The 19,969-nt window shown below is 64.7% G+C and carries 14 protein-coding genes; 9 read left to right on the plus strand and 5 right to left on the minus strand.

Going from position 1 to position 19,969, the window contains the following annotated elements; genetic code table 11:
- The first annotated feature begins 11 nt into the window (after window positions 1–11).
- The 3 genes from BWR02_RS00940 to BWR02_RS00950 are packed head-to-tail and all read left to right on the plus strand — an operon-like array spanning window position 12 to window position 4,785.
- Window positions 12–1,088: an efflux RND transporter periplasmic adaptor subunit gene (locus BWR02_RS00940; protein WP_139555898.1), complete on the plus strand. Its 1,077-nt coding sequence runs from the start codon at window positions 12–14 to the stop codon at window positions 1,086–1,088.
- On the plus strand, window positions 1,088–4,327 hold the full coding sequence (locus tag BWR02_RS00945) for an efflux RND transporter permease subunit (RefSeq protein ID WP_139555899.1): 3,240 nt from the start codon (window positions 1,088–1,090) through the stop codon (window positions 4,325–4,327). Before BWR02_RS00940 ends, BWR02_RS00945 begins: the two co-directional genes overlap by 1 nt.
- A 47-nt stretch (window positions 4,328–4,374) precedes the next feature.
- Window positions 4,375–4,785 carry a Dabb family protein gene (locus tag BWR02_RS00950; protein WP_139555900.1) on the plus strand — a complete coding sequence of 137 codons (411 nt, stop codon included), beginning with the start codon at window positions 4,375–4,377 and terminating at the stop codon, window positions 4,783–4,785.
- Between the two features lie 27 nt (window positions 4,786–4,812).
- Here the strand turns inward: BWR02_RS00950 and BWR02_RS00955 are convergent, their stop codons facing one another.
- Window positions 4,813–6,051 carry a DUF1015 domain-containing protein gene (locus BWR02_RS00955; protein ID WP_139555901.1) on the minus strand — a complete coding sequence of 413 codons (1,239 nt, stop codon included), beginning with the start codon at window positions 6,049–6,051 and terminating at the stop codon, window positions 4,813–4,815.
- A 202-nt stretch (window positions 6,052–6,253) separates the two neighbouring features.
- Between BWR02_RS00955 and BWR02_RS00960 the strand changes: the two genes are divergently transcribed.
- From BWR02_RS00960 to BWR02_RS00980, 5 genes are read left to right on the plus strand one after another with little or no spacing between them, the layout of a single operon-like run.
- Window positions 6,254–7,393 (plus strand): ABC transporter permease, encoded by a 1,140-nt coding sequence (locus BWR02_RS00960; RefSeq protein WP_139555902.1) that lies wholly within the window; start codon window positions 6,254–6,256, stop codon window positions 7,391–7,393.
- Window positions 7,390–8,160, plus strand: coding sequence for an ABC transporter ATP-binding protein (locus BWR02_RS00965; protein ID WP_139555903.1), 771 nt, complete (start codon window positions 7,390–7,392; stop codon window positions 8,158–8,160). The genes BWR02_RS00960 and BWR02_RS00965 overlap by 4 nt, the downstream gene beginning before the upstream one ends.
- Before the next feature lies 1 nt (window position 8,161).
- On the plus strand, window positions 8,162–9,085 hold the full coding sequence (locus BWR02_RS00970; protein WP_139555904.1) for an MlaD family protein: 924 nt from the start codon (window positions 8,162–8,164) through the stop codon (window positions 9,083–9,085).
- A complete protein-coding gene (locus tag BWR02_RS00975; protein ID WP_139555905.1) occupies window positions 9,082–9,708 on the plus strand; it encodes an ABC-type transport auxiliary lipoprotein family protein in 627 nt (208 codons plus the stop codon). The genes BWR02_RS00970 and BWR02_RS00975 overlap by 4 nt, the downstream gene beginning before the upstream one ends.
- Window positions 9,709–9,752: 44 nt before the next feature.
- On the plus strand, window positions 9,753–10,934 hold the full coding sequence (locus tag BWR02_RS00980; RefSeq protein ID WP_139555906.1) for a hypothetical protein: 1,182 nt from the start codon (window positions 9,753–9,755) through the stop codon (window positions 10,932–10,934).
- A 9-nt stretch (window positions 10,935–10,943) separates the two neighbouring features.
- Here the strand turns inward: BWR02_RS00980 and BWR02_RS00985 are convergent, their stop codons facing one another.
- From BWR02_RS00985 to BWR02_RS01000, 4 genes are all read right to left on the minus strand, one after another.
- Window positions 10,944–12,287: a POT family MFS transporter gene (locus tag BWR02_RS00985; RefSeq protein WP_139555907.1), complete on the minus strand. Its 1,344-nt coding sequence runs from the start codon at window positions 12,285–12,287 to the stop codon at window positions 10,944–10,946.
- Window positions 12,288–12,806: 519 nt separating this feature from the next.
- Window positions 12,807–13,514, minus strand: coding sequence for a DUF1294 domain-containing protein (locus BWR02_RS00990; protein ID WP_236101803.1), 708 nt, complete (start codon window positions 13,512–13,514; stop codon window positions 12,807–12,809).
- Between the two features lie 82 nt (window positions 13,515–13,596).
- Window positions 13,597–15,564, minus strand: coding sequence for an asparagine synthase (glutamine-hydrolyzing) (gene asnB, locus BWR02_RS00995; RefSeq protein ID WP_139555908.1), 1,968 nt, complete (start codon window positions 15,562–15,564; stop codon window positions 13,597–13,599).
- 3 nt (window positions 15,565–15,567) lie between these two features.
- A complete protein-coding gene (locus tag BWR02_RS01000) occupies window positions 15,568–17,280 on the minus strand; it encodes a glycosyltransferase family 39 protein (RefSeq protein WP_162559956.1) in 1,713 nt (570 codons plus the stop codon).
- A gap of 377 nt (window positions 17,281–17,657) precedes the next feature.
- Here BWR02_RS01000 and BWR02_RS01005 point away from each other — a divergent pair, with 377 nt between their 5' ends.
- Window positions 17,658–19,952, plus strand: a complete 2,295-nt coding sequence (locus BWR02_RS01005; protein ID WP_139555910.1) for a glycosyl hydrolase family 28-related protein — start codon at window positions 17,658–17,660, stop codon at window positions 19,950–19,952.
- The last annotated feature ends 17 nt before the right edge of the window (window positions 19,953–19,969 follow it).

The raw sequence follows: 19,969 nt of genomic DNA on the forward strand, positions 1-19,969 counted from the left end.
CAAGGGGATCCATGAGCGAACATTCAGACGGCACAGGCCGTCGCACACTGATTTACGGCACGCTTTCCGTCGCGGCGCTGATCCTGCTGCTCGTCTGGCTCGAAGGGGGATTCCGGGACAAGGTCCCTCCCGGCGAGGCCTCCGTGCCGGCCAGCAGCGGCATTCCCACGGTGACCACCGCGGTTCGCCTCCAGGACATCGGCGAAGTGGCTTCCTGGCCTGGCACGGTGAGCTCACGCACGGAGGCCCAGTTGTCACCGAAGATCGCCGCTCGAATCGAGACCATCCAGGTCCGCGCCGGTGACCGGGTCAGCCGCGGCGACCTCCTCGTGACCCTGGACGATCGCAGCTTGAAGGCCAAACTCGACCAGGCGCGCTCGGCACTACAGGCAGCTCAGGCCGAAGCTGCCCGTTACCGGGCCGATGCGCAGCGTACCGAGGCGCTGTACCGTAAGGAGGCCGCCACCCGCCAATCACTGGATGCGGCTATGGCCGCCACCAAGGCCGGAGATGCCCGCGTGCGCGAGGCCGAAAGTGGCGTCCGGGAAATCGAAACCCTGTTCTCGGAAACGGCTCTGCGCGCCCCATTCGACGGCGTGGTCCAGCAACGGCACCGCGATCCGGGCGATACGGCGCTCCCGGGGACGCCGATTCTGACGATACTCGAGTCCAGTCGCCTGCGAGTCGAAGTGCCCATCCCCGAACGCTGCGCCGGAAGCCTGCGCGTCGGTAATCCGCTGACTCTGGTCGAGCGCGCCACATCGCGACGACTCACCGTTGAGGTGTCGGAGATCGCCCCGTCCGCAGACCCGCAGACCCACACGGTGCTGATCAAGGCCAACGTGCCGTCCGGCTCGTCGCTTAAACCGGGGGCCTTCATCTGGGTCGAGCAAGCCTGTGGTCAGCGCCGAGTCCTGCTGATCCCGGCCTCCGCCGTCAGGCGCGTCGGGCAGATCGAAAGCGTGCACCTCGTCCGGGAAGGGCGCGCCGAGTTGCGCCATGTGCGTACCGGACAAGCCTACGGCGATGTGCTCGAAGTGCTGTCCGGTCTCAAGGAAGGTGACCTGATCGCAACGAGGAACCCGTGATGGCGGACATTGCCGAGCGCGGCTTCACGGCGAAGATAGTCCACCTCTTCATCACCTCCAAGCTCTCGCTGCTGCTGCTGATCGCATCGCTGCTACTCGGTGCCGCGGCGCTGCTTCTGACACCCCGCGAGGAAGAACCCCAGATCATCGTGCCGGTAGCCGACGTCCTCGTCCGCGCACCGGGAGCCTCGGCCGAAGAGGTTGAGAAGCTCGTCGCGACGCCGCTGGAGACGAAGCTGCGCGAGATCGACGGCGTGGAGTACGTCTACTCGGCCTCGCGCGCGGGCGAGGCACTCGTGACCGTTCGGTTCTACGTTGGCGAAGACCGTGAGGACAGCCTCGTCAAGGTGTGGAACAAGGTGATGTCGCACCGCGACATCATCCCGCGTATCGTGACCGACTGGTCGGTCAAGCCGGTCGAAATCGACGATGTGCCCATCGTCACGCTGACACTGTCCTCAGCCGATCCCACCTACGACACCGCAGCGCTGCGACGACTGGCGGACGAACTGTGCGACAAACTCAGTGCAGTCGACGACACCGGTCGAATCACCGTGACCGGCGGCGAAACCCGCCGGGTGCTGCTCTATCCCGATGTGACGAAGATGTCAGCGCACGGCGTGACCTTGCTGGAACTGCTCGGGAGCGTCGGCCGCGCGAACGTCAAGCTGCAGGCGGGGACCTTCGACCGGGCCGGCGAACGGGTGCGCCTGGACGTAGGCCGCGACTACGTATCGGCCGACGAGGTCGCACAAACCGTGATCGCCAGTCCTTCGGGACACCCGGTATACGTGCGTGATGTGGCCCAGGTTGTTGATGGTACGGAGGAGCCGGAATCCTACACACGAATCGGCTTTGGCCAGGCAGCGGCCCAAAGCCGTGAAATCGGGGAATCCACCGAAGCGCGCGTCGGTGACGAACGTCAAGCCGTCACGCTGGGCATCGCCAAGCGGAAGGGGGCCAACGCCGTCACCGTCGCAGAACATGTGATCGAGACCATGGAAGGACTCAAGGGGAGTGTGATCCCCGAGGACGTCACCGTAACACTCACACGCGACTACGGTGAAACGGCTGACCACAAGGTCAACGAACTGGTCAAGCATCTGTTCATCGCCATCGCGACGATCGTCGTGCTGCTGGCGCTGACGCTCGGTCCCAAGGAGTCGTTCATCGTGGCCCTGGCCGTGCCGATGACGCTCGGGATCACGCTGTTCTGCGACCTGCTGTTCGGTTACACGATCAACCGCGTGACGCTGTTCGCACTGATCCTGTCATTGGGTCTGCTGGTCGACGATCCGATCGTCGACGTCGAAAACATCTTTCGGCATTTCCAGCTGCGGCGCGAGCCGCCACTGGAAGCCGCGCTGACCGCCGTCGATGAGGTACGACCGCCGACGATCTTTGCGACCTTCACTGTCATCGTGTCCTTCCTGCCGATGTTCTTCATCACCGGCATGATGGGGCCCTACATGGGCCCGATGGCCTTCAATGTCCCGGTCGCGATGCTCATGTCGCTGCTGGTGGCTTTCACGGTCACGCCCTGGGCCAGCTACCACCTGCTGCAAAGCGAATACGGTAAACACGGCGACGAAGGCCTCGACATCAAGTCCAGCGGCGTGTATCGCTTCTACGAGCGGACGCTGGGCGGATTGATCAAGACGCCGGCGCGTTCCGGCTGGTTCTTGCTGGCCATCGTCGCGGCCCTGGTTGCATCGAGCCTGCTTGCCGTGACGCGCCTGGTCCCGCTGAAGCTGCTGCCGTTCGACAACAAGAACGAGCTGCAACTGGTCCTTGATCTGCCTCGCAACACGACGCTCGAGGATACTGACGCGCTGGCACGGGATCTCGGTGCTTATCTGGCCACCCTCAACGAGGTGACCGATTACGAAACCTATATCGGCATCGCCTCGCCGATGGATTTCAACGGCATGGTTCGCCACTACTACCTGCGTCATGGCGGCCACGTCGGCGAGATCCGCATCAACCTGTTGCCCAAGGAGCAGCGCGAGCAGCGCTCGCACGAAATCGCGCTGCGGATCCGCCCGGAGATCGAGAAAATCGGCCAGCGCCATGGCGCGGTCGTCAAGATCGTCGAAAGCCCGCCGGGTCCGCCGGTGCTGTCGACCTTCGTGGCCGAGGTCTATGGGCCGCTGGACGCCGACTACCGCGAACTCGCTCGCGTCACCGAGACGGTGCGCACCGAAGTGACGCGAATCTCGGGGATCGCCGACGTGGACGATTATGTCGACGATCCCCAGACCACGGCGCAGTTTCGCCTCGACCGCAACAAGGCTGCGCTGCTCGGCGTCAGCGTCGCCGACGTGGCCGAGACCTTGCGGGTCGGCATGGCGGGCACCGCCGCCGGCACTGTGCATGCCCCGCATGAACGTGAACCGATGGACCTGACGCTGCGCCTGAGCCGCTCCGACCGATCGGCGCTGGCTACCCTGACCAGTCTCAAGCTGCGCGGCGCCTCTGGCCAACTGGTTCCGGTTAGCGAGCTCGGCCACTTCGTGGAAGAACCGGCGGACCTGACGATCTACCACAAGAATCTCAAACGGCTGAACTATGTGATCGCCGAGATGGTTGGCCGCAGCCCGGTCGAGGCCGTTTTCGACTGGTGGGACATCGAAACTGCGAAGCCGCTGCCACCGGGTTACACCGTCGACCTATCCGGCGAGGGCGAATGGAAGATCACGGTCGACGTATTCCGCGATCTCGGACTCGCGTTCGGCGCCGCGCTACTGATGATCTACGTGCTGCTGGTGGCGCAGACCGAATCGCTCGGCATGCCCCTGATCATCATGGTTGCCATCCCGTTGACCGTGATCGGCATCATGCCCGGCTTCTGGGCGCTCAACGTGTTCTTCACCGAACCGGTCGCCGGCTACGACACGCCCATCCTGTTCACGGCCACCGGCATGATCGGCATGATCGCTCTGGCCGGCATCGTCGTCCGCAACTCGATCATCCTGATCGATTTCATCGAACGCCTGCGGGAGCAAGGCGCACCGCTCGCCGATGCGCTGATTGAAGCGGGCGCCACCCGCCTGCGCCCGATCTTCCTGACCGCCGGAGCGGCCATGTTCGGTTCGTTCGTCATCACGCTGGACCCCATCTTCTCGGGACTGGCCTGGAGCTTCATCTTCGGCATCTTCGCGTCGACCGCCTTCAGCCTGCTGGTCGTTCCGGTCGTCTATTACCTGATCTATCGGAAAACGGCCGCTGCGAGTGCATAATTCGGTCGCCGCGAGCCCGCGGTATCGACTCCCGCAGGATGAAGACCATGCTCAGCAAAACCCTCCGGGCACTTGCCCTCCTCTGCTGCACGTCCCTACTACCCGCCGGGCCCGCCTTTGCGGAGCTCACTGCCGCGGCGCCGGTAGCGCGCGTCCATCACGTCGTAATCGTCTGGCTCAAGGAGCACGGCAATGCCGATGCGCGACAGCGCTACATCGACATCAGCCGCGCTCAGGCCAAGCTGCCGATGGTCCAGCGCTATCAGGTCGGCACCGCTGTGCCCGGCGGACGGGAGGTCGTCGACAGTTCCTACGACGTGGCCATCGTCGCGAGCTTCGAAGACAAGGCGGCGCTCGATGCGTACCTGCAGCACCCCGAGCACAAGCGCGTGATTGACGAAGGGCTCAAGCCCCTCGTGGACCGTTTCGTCGTGTACGATTTTGCGGAGGCGCCCTGACCGGCGCCACCGGCACGGAGCGAGGGTTCAGTCCAGCAGGTGCGACACCATACCGTCCGCCAGCTTGGGCTCGAACCAAGTGCTCTTGGGCGGCATGACCTCGCCGGCATCCGCAACGGCCATCAGGTCCGCCATGCTGGTCGGGAAGAGCGCCAGCGCCAGCGCCATCTCCCCTGAGTCGACCCGCCGCTCCAGCTCCGCCATGCCACGGATCCCGCCAACGAAATCGATTCGTTTGTCGCGGCGCGGGTCGGCAATCCCGAGGACCGGCGCGATCAGGTGGTCCTGCAACAGCGAGACATCGAGCCGTCCGACAGGATCGTTCGGCACGCGGTCCGGGTGAATCCGCAGCTTCCGCCAGCGGCCGTCCAGATAGAGACCGAATTCGCGCGGGCTGGCCGGTTGATAGCCCGCCGGAACCTCCTCGACCGTGAACGCCGCAGCGACCCGCTCCAACAACTTTGCCTCGGTCAACCCGTTGAGATCCCGGATCACGCGGTTGTAGTCGAGAATCCGCATCTGGTGGTCGGGGAAGCTGACCGTCAGAAAGTAGTTGTAATCCTCCGCTCCGGTCGCAGATGGGTCGGCTTTCCGGCGTGCCGCCGCGACGCGCGAGGCGGCCGCCGCGCGGTGATGACCATCTGCGATATACAAAGCCGCCAGCGCATCGAAACTCGCGGTGATCTTTGCGATCACGCCCGCATCACGAATCGTCCACAAGCTGTGGCGGACTCCGGCCTCCGACACGGCATCGGCTTCCGGCTCGGTGGCCGCAATGGCTGATAGAATCGCATCCACTTCCGGGCAAGCGGGATAGGCGAGCAACACCGGTCCGGTCTGGGCCCCGACCGCCTCGATCTGTCGTACGCGGTCGTCCTCCTTGTCGGGTCGTGTGAACTCGTGTTTCCGAATGCGGTTCACATCGTAGGCCGCGACGCTTGCCGCCGCCGCCAGGCCGACCTGGGTGTGTTCGCCCATGACGAGCCGGTAGGCATAGTACAGCGGCTGCTCATCGCGCCGCAGAACCCCATCCGCAACCAGCCGGCCCAAGTTTTCGGCGGCTTTGGCATAAACCTCGGGGGCATACAGGTCGGTACCGGACGGCAGATCGATCTCCGGCTTCGAGATATGCAGGAAGCTGCACGGCCGACCCGTGGCAAGCCCACGCGCCTCCTCGGAACTCAGGACGTCGTAAGGCGGGGCGATCACGTCGGGAGCGCGGCCCGGCGCAGGCCGCAGCGCGGCGAAGGGGCGTATCAGGGACATGAGATAATTCCTGCGTAAAGGGACACGATTTTAGCATTCCTCACACAGCACTCCGGCACCCGGTGACAGCGTGGCGACCGACGCCCCGGGCCGATAGCGGAATGCCACGTCCCGTCTGGAAAAGAACGTACCATAGCCGGATAATCAAGAGCTGTAGCTCGCGCTCACCTTCTTTGGACACGGCCGTTCACTCATCTCCCCGATGATCACACCCGACCCAGCGAACGGTTCGCGCGCCGCGCTCGAACTGCGCGAAACGGACGGCGGCCCGTCGGTGACACTCACGGGGCATTGGAACCTGCGCGGTCTGGCCGCCGCCGGGCCCGGCCTGCATCAGGCGCTTGCGGCAATGGTCGGGAGGACCGAGCTGGAATGGGATCTGACCGGGATCGAAAGACTGGACAGCGCCGGCGCCCTGGTATTGTGGCGCGCGTGGGGCGCAGCGCTGCCTCCGCGCCGCCGGCTGCGGTCCGAACAGCAATCGGCCTTCGCACGCTGGGAGAACGGCAAGATCCCGTCCATGCGCGATGCTTCCCGTCCGGCACTGCCGCTGCCGCTGCGACTGCAACGCCTCCTGGCCGCGCTGGTCGACCATCTGCTGTCCTTCATCACCATGCTGGGACAGTTCGTGCTGGACAGCTTGCACCTGTTCCGCCGTCCCAGCGACACCCCGCTGCGCGAGATTTCCGCGATGATCCATGAGACCGGCGGCCGGGCGCTCGGCATCACGGCGCTGGTCGGCTTTTTGATCGGTGTCGTCGTGAGCTATCTGTCATCGTTTCAACTCCAGACCTTCGGCGCACAGATCTATATCGTCAACATCCTGGGGCTTAGCATCATTCGCGAACTCGGGCCGCTGCTGGCGGCGATCCTGGTGGCGGGACGCTCGGGCTCCGCGATGACGGCCGGCATCGGGGTCATGCGCGTGACCCAGGAACTCGACGCCCTCGAGGCCATGGGCATTTCCGCATCGCTGCGATTGATTCTGCCCAAGGTCATCGCGCTGAGCCTCGCACTGCCGCTGCTCGTCGTCTGGACCGACATCATTGCCCTTGCCGGCGGCGCGACCTCGGCCCAGTTGGAACTCGACATCGGCTTCCACCAGTTTTTCAGCAAGCTGCCGGAAGCGGTGCCGGTTGCCAATTTCGCGATCGGACTGGGCAAGGGTGCTGTCTTCGGCTTGTTCATCGCGTTGATCGCCTGCCATTTCGGCTTGCGCATTCAGCCGAACACCGAGAGCATCGGTCACGAAACCACGAACTCGGTCGTCGCCTCGATCACGCTGGTAATCCTGGTCGACGCCGTGTTTGCGATCGTGTTCCGCGGCGTGGGGATGCCGTGACCACCGTACCCGTCATCCGACTGGAACACGTCTGGACGCGCTTTGGCGACAATCTCGTGCATCAGGACATCAGCCTGGAACTCGGTCCCGGGGAGATCCTGGGGCTGGTCGGCGCGTCGGGGTGTGGCAAGACTGTCCTGATGCGGGAAATGATCGGGCTCCAGGAGCCGACCGAGGGACGCGTCTACCTGTTCGGCGAACTGCTGCAACAGGCGGGCATCGAACTCCGCCAGCAATTGCGGAACCGCTGCGGCGTGCTGTTCCAGGGCGGTGCCCTGTTCAGCGCACTGAACGTCTTCGACAATATCGCTTTCGGGCTGCGCGAGCTGAGGGTGCACGACGAAGACCTGATCAGCCAGTTGGTCTGCATGAAGTTGGCGATGGTCGGCCTGACCGCCAACGACGCGTTGCTGATGCCGGCCGAGTTGTCGGGCGGCATGATCAAGCGCGCTGCGCTGGCGCGCGCGCTGATCCTGGAACCCGAACTGGTGCTGCTCGATGAGCCGACCTCGGGCCTGGATCCGGTACTCAGCGAGGAGTTCGTCAATTTGCTCGGGGCATTGCAGCAGGAACTCGGCTTCACAGTGGTCATGATCACCCACGACCTGGATACGCTTGGGGATCTGTGCACGCAAGTCGCCGTGCTCTCGGAGCATCAGCTCGTCGCCCATGGACCGCTGGCCAGCGCATTGGCCTGCCCGCATCCATTCACGCGGCAGTTCTTCCACGGCAAACGCGCCCAGCGCGTTTTCGACCGGACCGGCTGAGATGACGAAGGAAAGTTACGCACTACTGACCGGCCTGTTTGTGATCGTCCTGGGGGCGGCGCTGATCGGGATCAGCACCTTCCTCGGCAGCTACGGCATCGTCCGGGACACCTACATCGTCGTGACCACGGACACGGTCTCCGGGCTGAATGCCGAGTCGACCGTGATTTACCGCGGCGTGGCAGCCGGCAAGGTCACCGCCATCGATTTCGATCCGCAGGACGTGCGCAACATCCTGGTCAAGATCGAAATCAATCGGGGGCTGCCGATCACGCAAGGGACCTTCGCAACACTGCGGACCCAGGGCCTCACGGGCCTCGCTCAGGTGGAACTGAACGACAAGGGAGAGAACCCCGAGCCACTGCAGACACGGCCCGACGATCCGGCCCGGATCCCCCTGAGACCCTCGCTGCTCGACCGATTGACCGAATCGGGCGAGGATCTGCTGCCCAAGCTGACCCAGCTCGCGGACCAACTCAACAGCGTCGTCGGTGCAGAGAACCGCAGTCGCGTGCAGGCGATCCTCACCAGCGGCGAGATCGCCGCGCGAGACCTGGTTGCTCTGGAAAAGCGGGCTAACGACGTGCTGACCAGTATTCCGGCACTGACGCGGCAGGCCGGGCAGTCGCTGAGCGAAATCAGCACGTTGACCGACGATTTTCGAGTCACCTCGAAACATGTCCGCGACGCAGCGGATTCGACCGCATCCTTCGCCCAGTCCGGTCGCGCCACGTCGGAAGCGATGCAGACGATTGCCAAGCAATTGCTGCCGCGCGTCGAAACCCTGATTGGCGACCTGCAGCGAACCACGGACCAGATCCGACGCTTCTCGGCCACAGTCGAGAACGACCCCCAAGCGCTGCTGCTCGGTCATCCCACACCGAATCCGGGGCCGGGTGAACCCGGTCATGAGGAGTCACCATGAACTGTCGATCCACCCGGATCTGGAGCGCCCTGATGCTCGCACTGACCAGCGTGAGCTGCTCCGTGCTGCCCGACCGCCCCGCACCACCCGCCGTTCACGACTTCGGCCTGCCGGCAGCGGACAAGCGCTCGGCAACCGGCGCATGGACGGCGGCAACGGTCACTGCACCCGACTGGCTGCGCGATCCAAGACTGCGTTACCGGCTGTTGTACCGGCAACCGACCCGTATCCAGTTTTACGCACTGGACCGCTGGATCGCTCCGCCGCCCGATCTGCTGGCGCAGCGCCTGTCAGCCGCCGCCGGCCCCGCGGGCTGCCCACTGCGAGTCGACTTGCAGACCTTCGAGCAGGTGTTCTCTCAGCCGGGTCAGGCCCGTGTCATCGTCGAACTTCAGGCCCGTGCGGCAGCACCGGGCGCCATCGCGGACCAGCCGTTGGCCGAGCAGCGCTTTGCGCTCAGCCGCCCCTGCCCGACCCCCGATGCGGCCGGTGCCGTCGCTGCGTTCTCACTGGCGATGGACGATGCGGTAAGCCGGTTGGATACCTGGCTGCGGACGCTGCCCGCGGGCGTGGCCGGCGCCTGCCGCGGCGCACAGCAAGATTCCGGGACATCCGTTCACTAATCACCTATTCGCTGCGCGTCTGGCGCGCATGGGCTCTGCTTTCCATGAAACCATCACGCATCCTGACCGCCATCCTGCTTTGCCTAGTGCTGGTCCCCGCGCAGGCAGGGACCCGCGAAGTCCCGGTCGATGCAGCGATCGATGCCGAACTCGGCTACCTGTTGGGGCTGGTCGGCACCGGTAGCCGGAACGCCGCCTCGTTCCGGACGGAACGCCTCGACAAGACGCTGCAGTTCCTCCTCGGCCCCAAGGACGCCGGCACGCTCCTTTATGCCAAAGACCGGAACGGGGCACCGTCCGCCTATCTGCAACTGGACCTGCGCCGGCCGATGGCCGACGTGCTGCGTCTGACTTACGACACCGCATTGCCGGCTGTCGTGACCTCGCCGTCGACGGTGAGAACAGCCCGATGGAATCGGATCGATTCCTCCGACGGACGACTGCCGCCATTCTGGGAGCGCAGAACAGACGCGCCGGAGACGCTCATCGCCACCGGCATCGAGCATCTGACCAACAGCCCGGACGCACATACCGGAGCCTATTACGAGTACGACCTGGACCGGACCCTGATCCTGACGCGTTGGCGGGACCGTCCGCTGTTCATCAGCCTGTCGGCGCAAAAAGGCCGTTCCGAGGTTGGCAAGCAGGGCCTCATACTGGGCGACGACAGTCGCTGGACCTACCTCTACTCCGGCATCCCGGGGCTTGTGTGGCCCGGTTTCGGCTGGGTCGATTCCTACCTGTATGATTCCTATTCGGTCGTGTTCTATCTAGGCACCGCAACCGGTGATGCTCCGACACGCTTCGGCATCTTCAAGTGGATCAGGGCCGGCTGGGTCGGCATGAACATGGCGCAAAGAGCCCACATCCACGACGGCCTCCGACGCTATGCCGACGCGTTCAAGCTGATTCTGGAGAGCCCCAGAACCGGGGACGTGACCAGCATCATTCGCCGGTTCAGCGCGATACGCGAAATGCCCGCCGATCAGTTGGCCGCCGTGACGGCCCGCTATCTGGCTGCGCTGCGCACCGAACTCAATGCTGCACCGAAAGCCGACGGCGCCGACCGGGCACTGGAATGGCTGGGTAACGGCCGTTATCTGGAAACGATCGGAACGGAAGAGAGGATCTCCATCGCCAGCCTGGAGCAACTGAAAGCGCTGCTGGGCAAACCCCACCATGTCACGCTGAACCCTGCGCCAGAGCGCCTGCCGCATCGTCGGTGACCGGCGGCCTCACGCATCCGCACGATCCGGCTGCAGATAGGAGCCGGCCCGATAGCGTCGTGCATAAGCGGCAAAGACCAGTACCGTGACGGCCATCAACACACAAAAGAACCAGAAATAGGCCGCGCCCGCCAGCCGACTCCCTCCGTCCGGCGTCGAAATCAGGAAGTTGATGCCACTCGTGAAGACGTTACCCAGTGCGACCGAAGCCATGTAAAAGGCCATGACCAGGGACTTCATCGTCAATGGTGCCTGCGTGTAGGCGAACTCGAGCCCGGTCACCGACACCATCACTTCGGCCGAGGTCAGCAGAAGATAGGCGAGCAACTGCCACGCGATGCTCGGCCTGGCGCCATGATCCACCGCGTTCTGGATCATTGCGACGACCGCGAACGACGCCGCCGCGAGGGCCATGCCGAGACCGATCTTTCGCAGCGATGTCAGCGACATCCAACGCTCCAGTGCGGGGTAGACCACACGCCCGAAGAGCGGTACCAGCAACAGGATCAGCAGCGGGTTCGCAGCCTGGATCTGCGAGGGCAGAATCTCGTGACCGGCTATTTCCCGATCCAGCTTGGCGGCCTGCAGCACCCAGGACGAACCGGTCTGGTCGAACAACGACCAGAAAATGGCGATCAGGCCGTACAGCACGACAAGCTGACCGAGGCGGCTCAACTCTCGGGCTTGCAACGCCTCCCGCAACACGCCCAGTCCGGCCGGCGGCACGTGCGCGAACTGCCAGCGTCCGAGCCAGAACAGGGTCGTGGCAACCGCCATCAGCACACCGGGTACGCCGAAGGCCACCGCGGCGCCGAAGCGCACCAGAAGCCAGGGCGTGACCAGCATCGACACCAGGGCGCCCAGATTGATTGCCAGGTAGAACCACCCGTACACCCGTTCGAGCAGGTGCCGGTTGTGGACGCTGAACTGATCTCCGACGTGGGACGAGACGCAGGGCTTGATCCCGCCCGCGCCGAAAGCAATCAAGGCTTGCCCGACCAGGATGCCGCTGCGCGTGTCGTCCATGGCCAGGGCGAGGTGCCCCGCACAATAAACCAGTGACAGCAGGATGATGGTCCGGTACTTGCCCAGAAAGCCATCGGCAAGCAGTGCGCCGAGCAGCGGCGTGAAATAGGTGGCCGAGACGAACAGGTGAAAGTATGCCTGCGCCTGGGTTTCGCTCATCGTGTCGGGTCGACCGGCGGCATCCATCAGGTACTGCGTCATGTAGACGACCAGGATCGCCCGCATCCCGTAATAGCTAAAGCGCTCGGCTGCCTCGTTGCCGATGATGTAGGGCAGTCCCGGCGGAAGCCCGGGACCCGGTAGGGGAAAACTGCGATATCGGCGCATGCGCGGTATCCGTCAGGGTGTCAGCGAGTCAACGCGACGCTGGCTTCGGCCAGGCCGCAGGAATGACAGGTCCTCGAAAAACACTTCTATCGTTTCCCAGCATGAACTAAGCTCTTTCCGAAATAGTCTGAGCGCTGTGAACACAGACTGCTGCGAAAGGCTGGGCCGCCGCCGCGTCAGGGTCCGACGGGCCAATGGTAGCGACCTCCATCGCAACTGCGCTATCGAAGCGCTGCGGCTGGGAGGAAAAGAGCACATCGTCGTGGCCTCGGTTTCGCCCACCAACCCGATCGGCCGCTGGGGAGAACAAGAAAAATGATGAATGTCCACGACAGAAGAAGAACCTGGAGCGAGTTCACCCAGTCGGTGACGGTTACGGCCAGCTGGATGATAGGCTGGACGGCAGTGCTCATCCTGTTTGGGATGGGCTGGATCGGCTAGGCGCCGTGCCAGCATCGTCCCGCCCTGGTCCACGGGATGATCCGCCCGGATCAATGATGCCCCTGTCTCGGAAGGCCGCTACCCGACGCCAAACACCCACGCGAAGGCCTGGTTCATGAAGGCGTTAAATGCCCGTCCCAGGGCAGTGACCGAGAAATCGTGTAGGGCCAGCATCACCCACAGCGCCCCGTGACCCGCGATGATGCTCCAGAAAACCCGCTGGTAGCTGTCCTTGGTGAGCTTGTGCCGAAAGTTGGTTTGGGCCAGCAATGCACCGGGCCACCCCCCCATGAACTCGATCAAGTGCAAATAGAACTCGGGAATGCGCCAGCGGTGGGCCAGCGCGCGCCGCTTGTCCGCGCCGTAGTACAGAATGGCCAGAGTACTCATGAACACATAAACCAGCAGAGGAATCGGGTTATGGTGCTTCCAGAGCACCCAGCAGGACAGCAGAATCGGCAGCCGGATCAGTCCGTAGACCAACCAGGAATACGCGCGGCGCCACTTACGGCCCGTCTCCGGCTCGACCGGCCGGACGGCCACGCCCTCCAGCACGGCCTGTGCGATTCGCTTCTTGTCCGGAATCTCGCGCGCCAAGCGGTATCGAACCGCATCGCCGATCTCGGGCCGGCGGCTGAGCCCTCTCCGGAAGGCACTGATGTGGACGAAAAAATCCTCGCCTCCCGCCTCCGGACGCACGAAGCCGAAGCCACGGTCGTCGTTCCAGAGCACCAGGGTGCCGCGTTGCCATTGCGGTGCGCCAGCCATCAGCGTGTAACCACCCACCCGATTTTTCGGCGCGGGCCGGCGACCCCGGCGCGCGCGGGCTGATCGCCGGCGACGCCGCTACCCGGCCGCACCGCCGATATCACGACAGCGCGCAGGCGGAAGCCTCGCAACAGGACTCGCCGCTGCTTCTGGCCATAGGCTCAGCACCAGCCGGCGCCGCTGCATGAATTCCCGACGCCGGCGGCAACGATCGGAACAGCCCTGTATCGACGGTTTCCAGCCAGATGTCGAGCACCGCCAGAGCCCACAGCGTGCGCGTATGGTCCGCCGCACGTGACAGGTGTTCCTCCATGAGCCGGAACGGGACGTCCCGGGCAATACCGACGGATGCCAGTCGTCCGGAGCCGAGTCGCCCGGCCAGCCAGTCAGCCAGCGGGCCGCGCAGCCATTTGGTGAGAGGCACGGACAGGCCGCGTTTGCGACGCTCGACGATATCCCGCGGCAGATAACGGACGGCATAGGACTTCAAAAAAGCCTTGGTCTTCAGGCCGCGAACGCGCTCATTGCCTGCCAGGGCGGCCGAGAATTCGAGTACCTTGGAATCGAGGAACGGGGTCCGGATTTCGACCCCGGTACTCATGCCTGACCGGTCGGCCTTGGTCAGCAGACCCTCGCCCAACCCATGCTCCAGATCGTAGCGCTGCACGCAGTCCAGGGCCTCGCCGACAAAGTCGGTTGCAGCGATGGGCCAGGAATGCGAGCCGATCAGTGCCTCCAGCACAGGCGGCGGCGTGTGCGAAGTCCACAGACGATGCCGCTCCGGGGGCGGGAGGTTGATGCCCCGCAGAAAGCGCTTCACCAGATAGGAAACCGGCATTTTCTTGTCCGAATCGGGCCAGCGTTCCACCACTGCCGAGATGCCGCGTTGCAGCCAATGAGGCAGCGCCAGGAAGCCGTTGGCCAGCCCGATACCGGCATAGGTCGGATAACCGCCGAACAATTCGTCCGCGCCTTCGCCGGCCAGCGCCAACTTGATCTCTGCCGAAGCGGCACGCGCGCACAACGCCGCCGGCGCCCAGGCCGGATCAGCCAACGGCTCGCCGCAGAGCCGGACGAGCCGCTCGATTTCGTCCCGGATCTCGTCTGGGCCGACCCAGATGTCGCGCTTGTGAAAATCGAACAGCGCGGCGACCTGGTTCGCGTAGTCGCCCTCATCGTAGGACTCTTCCCTGAACCGGATCGTGTAAGCGGTAATCGATGACTGCGGGCGCAGCGAGCGCAACACCGCGGAAACGAGCGACGAATCGATGCCGCCGCTAAGAAAGACCCCATAGGGCACATCGACGTCACTCTGCCGGTCGACCGCGGCCCTGAACACCGCGTCGAAAGCGTCAACCGATCCGCGCTGCTTGGGGCGTTCGACCACCGGCCAGCGCCAATAGCGGCGCGTCTCGCGCTGCGCGTTGGCCAGGTCGAAAGTCATGATCTCCCCCGGCCGCAACTTTTCAACTCCCACAATGGGCGTATCCGGCGCCGTGAAGAAGCCGAAGGTCAGATAGCGGGCCACGGCATCCGGCCGGCACTCAGGCGTTTCGAACTGACTCAGCACACCGGACAATTCGCTGGCGAAGCCGATCGTCCCGTGAGTCTGCCAGTAGAACAGCGGCCGCTCGCCGGTCAGATCGCGGGCAATGATGAGTTTGGCCTGCCGGGGATCGTAAACCGCGCAGGCGAAGGCACCTTCCAGCCGCTCGACAAACGCCGCGCCTAGTTCGAGATACAGCCCGGGGATGACGGCCACGTCGGTGTCCTTCAGCACGGGGCGCCCCCGCTGTTCCAGCCAGGCTCTGAGTTCCCGGTGATTGTCGATCTCGCCGTTGCAGACGGCAACCACGCCGCTGTCCGCATCGACGATCGGCTGCATGCCGTTCAGCAAGCCACGTATGGTCAACCGGCTGGCACCGAGTGCGCCATGCGCCACCGGCAAGGTCGCTCGTCCGTCGGGACCGCGATGCCCCATCACCTGCAACATCGCGGCCACCCGGGGCTCGGCCTCATCCAGGCGAGCACCCGGCCCCGTCGACAGCAACCCACAAATTCCACACATGCTCTACATCTCCTCGGGCAGGAGCAGAGCCCCCGCAAACTCGTCCGTCAAGGGGCCCATGGTCGCGCCGCGCTCGGCCAACAGCGGACGGACTTCGGGCGCGTCGGCGCGTCTGGCGAGGATCATGGCCGGCACCCGGAGCGTCGCCAGCCAGCGGGGAAAGTCTTTATCCCGAATCATACGTTCCGGCCACACCTCGGTCCCCTGCAGCGCGAACCGGATGTAGTTGCTCTGTAACTCATAGCCCTCGCTCGCCGTCACGACGGTCACCAGTTGTTTGGAATAGAAGGACCACCCGTTGGGATAACAGCGGAAACAGACCAGGACAGTTTCGGATGGCAGCGGCGGCAGGCTCTGCATCAGGGCCTTCGCGGAGCGATGCTGCACGTAGGGGTTCATGCCGGCCGTCAGAACCGGCACCAGCGCCAGAGGAAAGAACATGAACGTTAGCCCGGCCAAACGCGTGTCGCGCCGCAGGAAGGCCGTCAGCGCAGCCAGCGCCGCTGCCGCGAAGACGGTAGCCAGCCAGGCCAGCGGGGTCGCCAGCGTCCCGAGGTAGCGGGCCGGACGAGGCGCGACGTTCGCGACCCACTCGGGCGCAATGACCGGCACCGCCGCCGCGCCTGCGCACACGACCGCCGCACAGGCAAAGGCCAGCGTGCCGTGCCGCAGCACTGCGGACCGCAGCCGGTCTGCCGTCAGCCCGAGCGCGGGAGCGAGCAGACGCGCGACCAGCACGCCAAGTGCGACCGCTGCCGTGAGGATGTAGCCGGGCAGTTTCGACTGCGATAGCGAGAAAAAGATGACCACAACCACCGCCCAGCTGACGAACAGCCGATCGGCCGGCCGCAGGTCACGGTGCTGCTGCCACACTCGAACCACGGCTTCGGGCACGAGCAGGCTCCATGGAAACAAACCCACGAGGACGACGACGGCGTAGTAATAGAACGGCGCGGTGCGCCGAAACTCATCCGTCGTGAAGCGCTGGAACGACTCCTTGACCAGGCCGTAATAGGGGAAGTCGGGATGCTGTAGGCTGACGCCGACGAACCAGGGCACGACCAGTGCCAGAAAGACCAGTAAATTCCGCCACGCGAACGCGTCGCGCCACCAGTTCCGCGAGCCCTGCCAGGCATGAAAGACCCACAACACCAGCGTCGGCACGATGAACCCCACCGGACCTTTGACCAAGGTTGCGGCACCCGCGCAAGCCGCCGACACGGCGTAGAGGCGACGCTTCAAGAGCCCATCGGACTCGGCGGCACGATAGGCTGCGAGGATGGCTCCGGTCACGAAGAAGGCCAGCGTCATGTCGAAGATCACGAACCGCGCAAAGGCGAAAAACAGCGGCGAGGTCGCGATGACGAGCAGGGAAACCCGCGCGGTGACGTCGTCATACACGCGGCGGCAGAATGCGTAAACCAGTCCGAGGGTGCCCAATGCGAACAGGGCCGAGGGCAGGCGCGCCGCCGTGTCGGTTTCGCCGAAGAGACCGAGCGACAAGGCGACGGCCTTGAAGAAGAAGGCCGGCTTATCGAGATACGGCAGGCCATTGTAAGTTGGCACCAGCCACCGGCCGGATTCCAGCATTTCGCGGGCGATCTCGGCGTTGCGCCCTTCGTCCGGCTGCAGCAGCGGATACGAACCCAGGCCCCAGAACAATGCAATGAGGACGCCTGCCGCGGCGAGACCGGACAGTGTGCGGGTCGAAATCATGCCGTCAGGGACATCGACCTGCGACCCGGGACGACAGGGGAAGACTCCAAGTTGAGGGGCAAAGCGAGGAATTCCGATAAAGCGCCATGGTGCCATATTCCCCTGCCCCTGCCCAGTCTCCGCCCGGGTCCACCAGACCGCCGGTGCGGCGCGTGGCAGCGCGGACCGGTATCCGGGATCTCCCCCGGACGCCGGATGGTAAAGGCTGCGATAATCAGCGAGCAAGCCCGCAGCCGGAAGGTGCGCCGACGAAGTTCCTCGCCACGAACTGCAGCCAGCTAGGGGCACACGGCGATCGTTACTGCCGTGGTTGCGTGCGGGATCACCGCCCAATGCCGGAATCGGAAAAACACTGACGCAAGGGAGACCCCACCGCCATGACGCCAACTCCGCCGGACTCCGGCGCCTCTGCCCGTGGTCAGTCACGGCAGCGCGCGCCGGCTTGCCGACAGCTTGTAATCTGGGCGACCACCCTACTGCTCAGCCTGTCCGCGTGTGCCACCACCCGGCACGGCAATTCGGCCGCAGGGGGACCGGGTAGTCTGCCGATCCCGCCGGGCATTGCGCGGGACAATGCCCTGTTGCGGGCGGGATTCCTCGACGCGACGCTGTACCACAATCGCAAGGGCGCGGACCGCCCGGTCGACCCCAAGGGCGTGCAGGACTCGACCCGCGGCCTGCAGGACGCGCTCGACGATGCCTACGAGTACGGCCTCACCCTGTATCTGCCCCGCGGTACCTATCTGGTATCGGACACGCTGCGACGAGACCAGGTCTGGCAGCATCGGGGCTGCGCCGAACAATTCGCCAGCGGCAATGGTCCGGGCGCTTACGGAACGCCATATGCCATGCGCAAGGCCCCAGCGATCGTTGGTCAAAGCGGTGGAACTCGCCCACTGATCGTGCTGCGCGACGGAAGCCCTGGTTTCGACAACGCCACTGCGAACGGCGCCAAACCCATCGTTTATCTCAGAAACGCGGGCGAAGGCGACGAGCGCGAAACCTGGACCGGTGACGACAGCTGTGGCTTCGGACTGGTCTTTCGCGGTGTCGACATCAAGACCGGCCGCAACCGGGGTGCCGTGGCTCTCCAAATCCCGGCCGCGCAGTACAGCTACATCGAGGATGTCCGGATCGATGCCTCGGGCGGCTATGCCGGCATCCGCGGGCTGCCCGGCCGAACCAACTCGGCGACCAATGTCGAAGTCGCCGGCGGACAGTTCGGCATCATTGTCGAGAATGGGCGCGGCTTCAATCTGGTCGGCATCGATCTGCAGGGGCAGACGACTGCCGCGCTGAGCATGCGCATAGGGGAAATGGTCGCCGTCACCGCCTTCCGCTTCGCACCCGCGGATGGCGGAGTCGCGGTCGACATTCCCCGCCCACGCAACGGCGTGTTTCTTCAGGACGGATTCATCGCGATGCCGAAAGGAACGCGACAACCGGTCATCCGCAATGCCGGAGAGGGCGGGTTTGTTATGCGCGATGTGACCGTGCAGACGGACGGCGTCATCGCGGCTCAGGACGCCGCCGGGCAGCTGCGCAAGGCCAGCGGCCAACCGCAGCGGATCGAGGAATATGCTTATTCGCCGGATACCACGGCCATGGCGATGGTGGTGAACGGCCAACGCGGCAAGGACCGGGTCAGGCTGTCGGTGGCGGACGGCAAGGCTGAGCGAGCCGCGGCGCCGTTGACTCGGCGGTCTTGGCAGACGCTGCTCTCGTTCGACGAAGCGGGCGTCGTCAACGTGCAGACCCTCGGCGCCAAAGGTGACGGCCGTGCCGACGACACGGCGGCCATCCAACGCGCCATCGACCGCGCCCCCGACGCCAAGGTGTTCCTGCCCCGCGGCGACTACCGGATCACCAAACCGCTCGTGCTCGGACTACGGACCCGCTTGTTCGGCGTGCCGGGATACCGCTCCCGCATCGCAGCCGATTTCGAGTCGGCCACACCCGAATATGCGATCCGGACGGTCGCGGATCCCGCCGGCACCGCGTCGACCTATCTCGGCGACATCTCGATCCTGCTGCTCAACAATACCGAAAACCAGACGAGTATCGGCGGCGTGCTGTGGCAAACCGGCGGTACCTCGCTCGGACGGCAGGTCGCCGCCGGCAGCTTCTGGCGCGCCGATCCGAAAACTCGGGCGCGGCAGTTGCTAAAGATCTCCGGATCGCGAGCCGGAGGGAACTGGTTCGGTTTCATCGCCGGACCGTCCTTCATCGCGGTACATCCCGATTACCGGGGCATCCTGATCGAGGATACCGCAGGCCCCGTCAATCTGTACGGGCCCAACGCGGAGCGCAGCGGCGGACGCTTCAATCTCGAGATTAACCGAGCGTCCAATGTGAGCGTCTTCGGCACCAAGACCGAAACCACCAACTGGCCCGGCAAAGGCGACCTGTGGCAAACGCCATTTGCGCTGGTACAGAAGTCGTCGAACGTCGTGCTCGGCGGCTTCACCGGCACCAGTATCAGGACGCAAGGCCGTACTTCTCCGATGGATACCTTTCAGATCATCGACTCGAGCGCGGTGACCGCGGCGGTGATCAACTGGGCAGAGAAACAGAAGTCCACCGCCCAAGGCGCGATGCTGATCGAGGAACGCGGAGGCCAGCGCCTCGCGATCCCGGGTTCGCAGAACGTGATCCTATTCCGACGCGACTGATGCGCCTGGGGCTGCGC

It is taken from the genome of Methylotetracoccus oryzae (assembly GCF_006175985.1).
Taxonomy (GTDB): Bacteria; Pseudomonadota; Gammaproteobacteria; order Methylococcales; family Methylococcaceae; genus Methylotetracoccus; species Methylotetracoccus oryzae.

What these genes read in the sequence shown, in the direction of transcription:
- BWR02_RS00985 (WP_139555907.1), bottom strand. Translation starts at nt 12,287, where the DNA reads ATGCGCCGATATCGCAGTTTTCCCCTACCGGGTCCCGGGCTTCCGCCG.
- asnB (WP_139555908.1), bottom strand. Translation starts at nt 15,564, where the DNA reads ATGTGTGGAATTTGTGGGTTGCTGTCGACGGGGCCGGGTGCTCGCCTG.
- BWR02_RS00950 (WP_139555900.1), top strand. Translation starts at nt 4,375, where the DNA reads ATGCTCAGCAAAACCCTCCGGGCACTTGCCCTCCTCTGCTGCACGTCC.
- BWR02_RS01000 (WP_162559956.1), bottom strand. Translation starts at nt 17,280, where the DNA reads ATGATTTCGACCCGCACACTGTCCGGTCTCGCCGCGGCAGGCGTCCTC.
- BWR02_RS00970 (WP_139555904.1), top strand. Translation starts at nt 8,162, where the DNA reads ATGACGAAGGAAAGTTACGCACTACTGACCGGCCTGTTTGTGATCGTC.
- BWR02_RS00960 (WP_139555902.1), top strand. Translation starts at nt 6,254, where the DNA reads ATGATCACACCCGACCCAGCGAACGGTTCGCGCGCCGCGCTCGAACTG.
- BWR02_RS01005 (WP_139555910.1), top strand. Translation starts at nt 17,658, where the DNA reads ATGACGCCAACTCCGCCGGACTCCGGCGCCTCTGCCCGTGGTCAGTCA.
- BWR02_RS00940 (WP_139555898.1), top strand. Translation starts at nt 12, where the DNA reads ATGAGCGAACATTCAGACGGCACAGGCCGTCGCACACTGATTTACGGC.
- BWR02_RS00955 (WP_139555901.1), bottom strand. Translation starts at nt 6,051, where the DNA reads ATGTCCCTGATACGCCCCTTCGCCGCGCTGCGGCCTGCGCCGGGCCGC.
- BWR02_RS00975 (WP_139555905.1), top strand. Translation starts at nt 9,082, where the DNA reads ATGAACTGTCGATCCACCCGGATCTGGAGCGCCCTGATGCTCGCACTG.
- BWR02_RS00945 (WP_139555899.1), top strand. Translation starts at nt 1,088, where the DNA reads ATGGCGGACATTGCCGAGCGCGGCTTCACGGCGAAGATAGTCCACCTC.
- BWR02_RS00980 (WP_139555906.1), top strand. Translation starts at nt 9,753, where the DNA reads ATGAAACCATCACGCATCCTGACCGCCATCCTGCTTTGCCTAGTGCTG.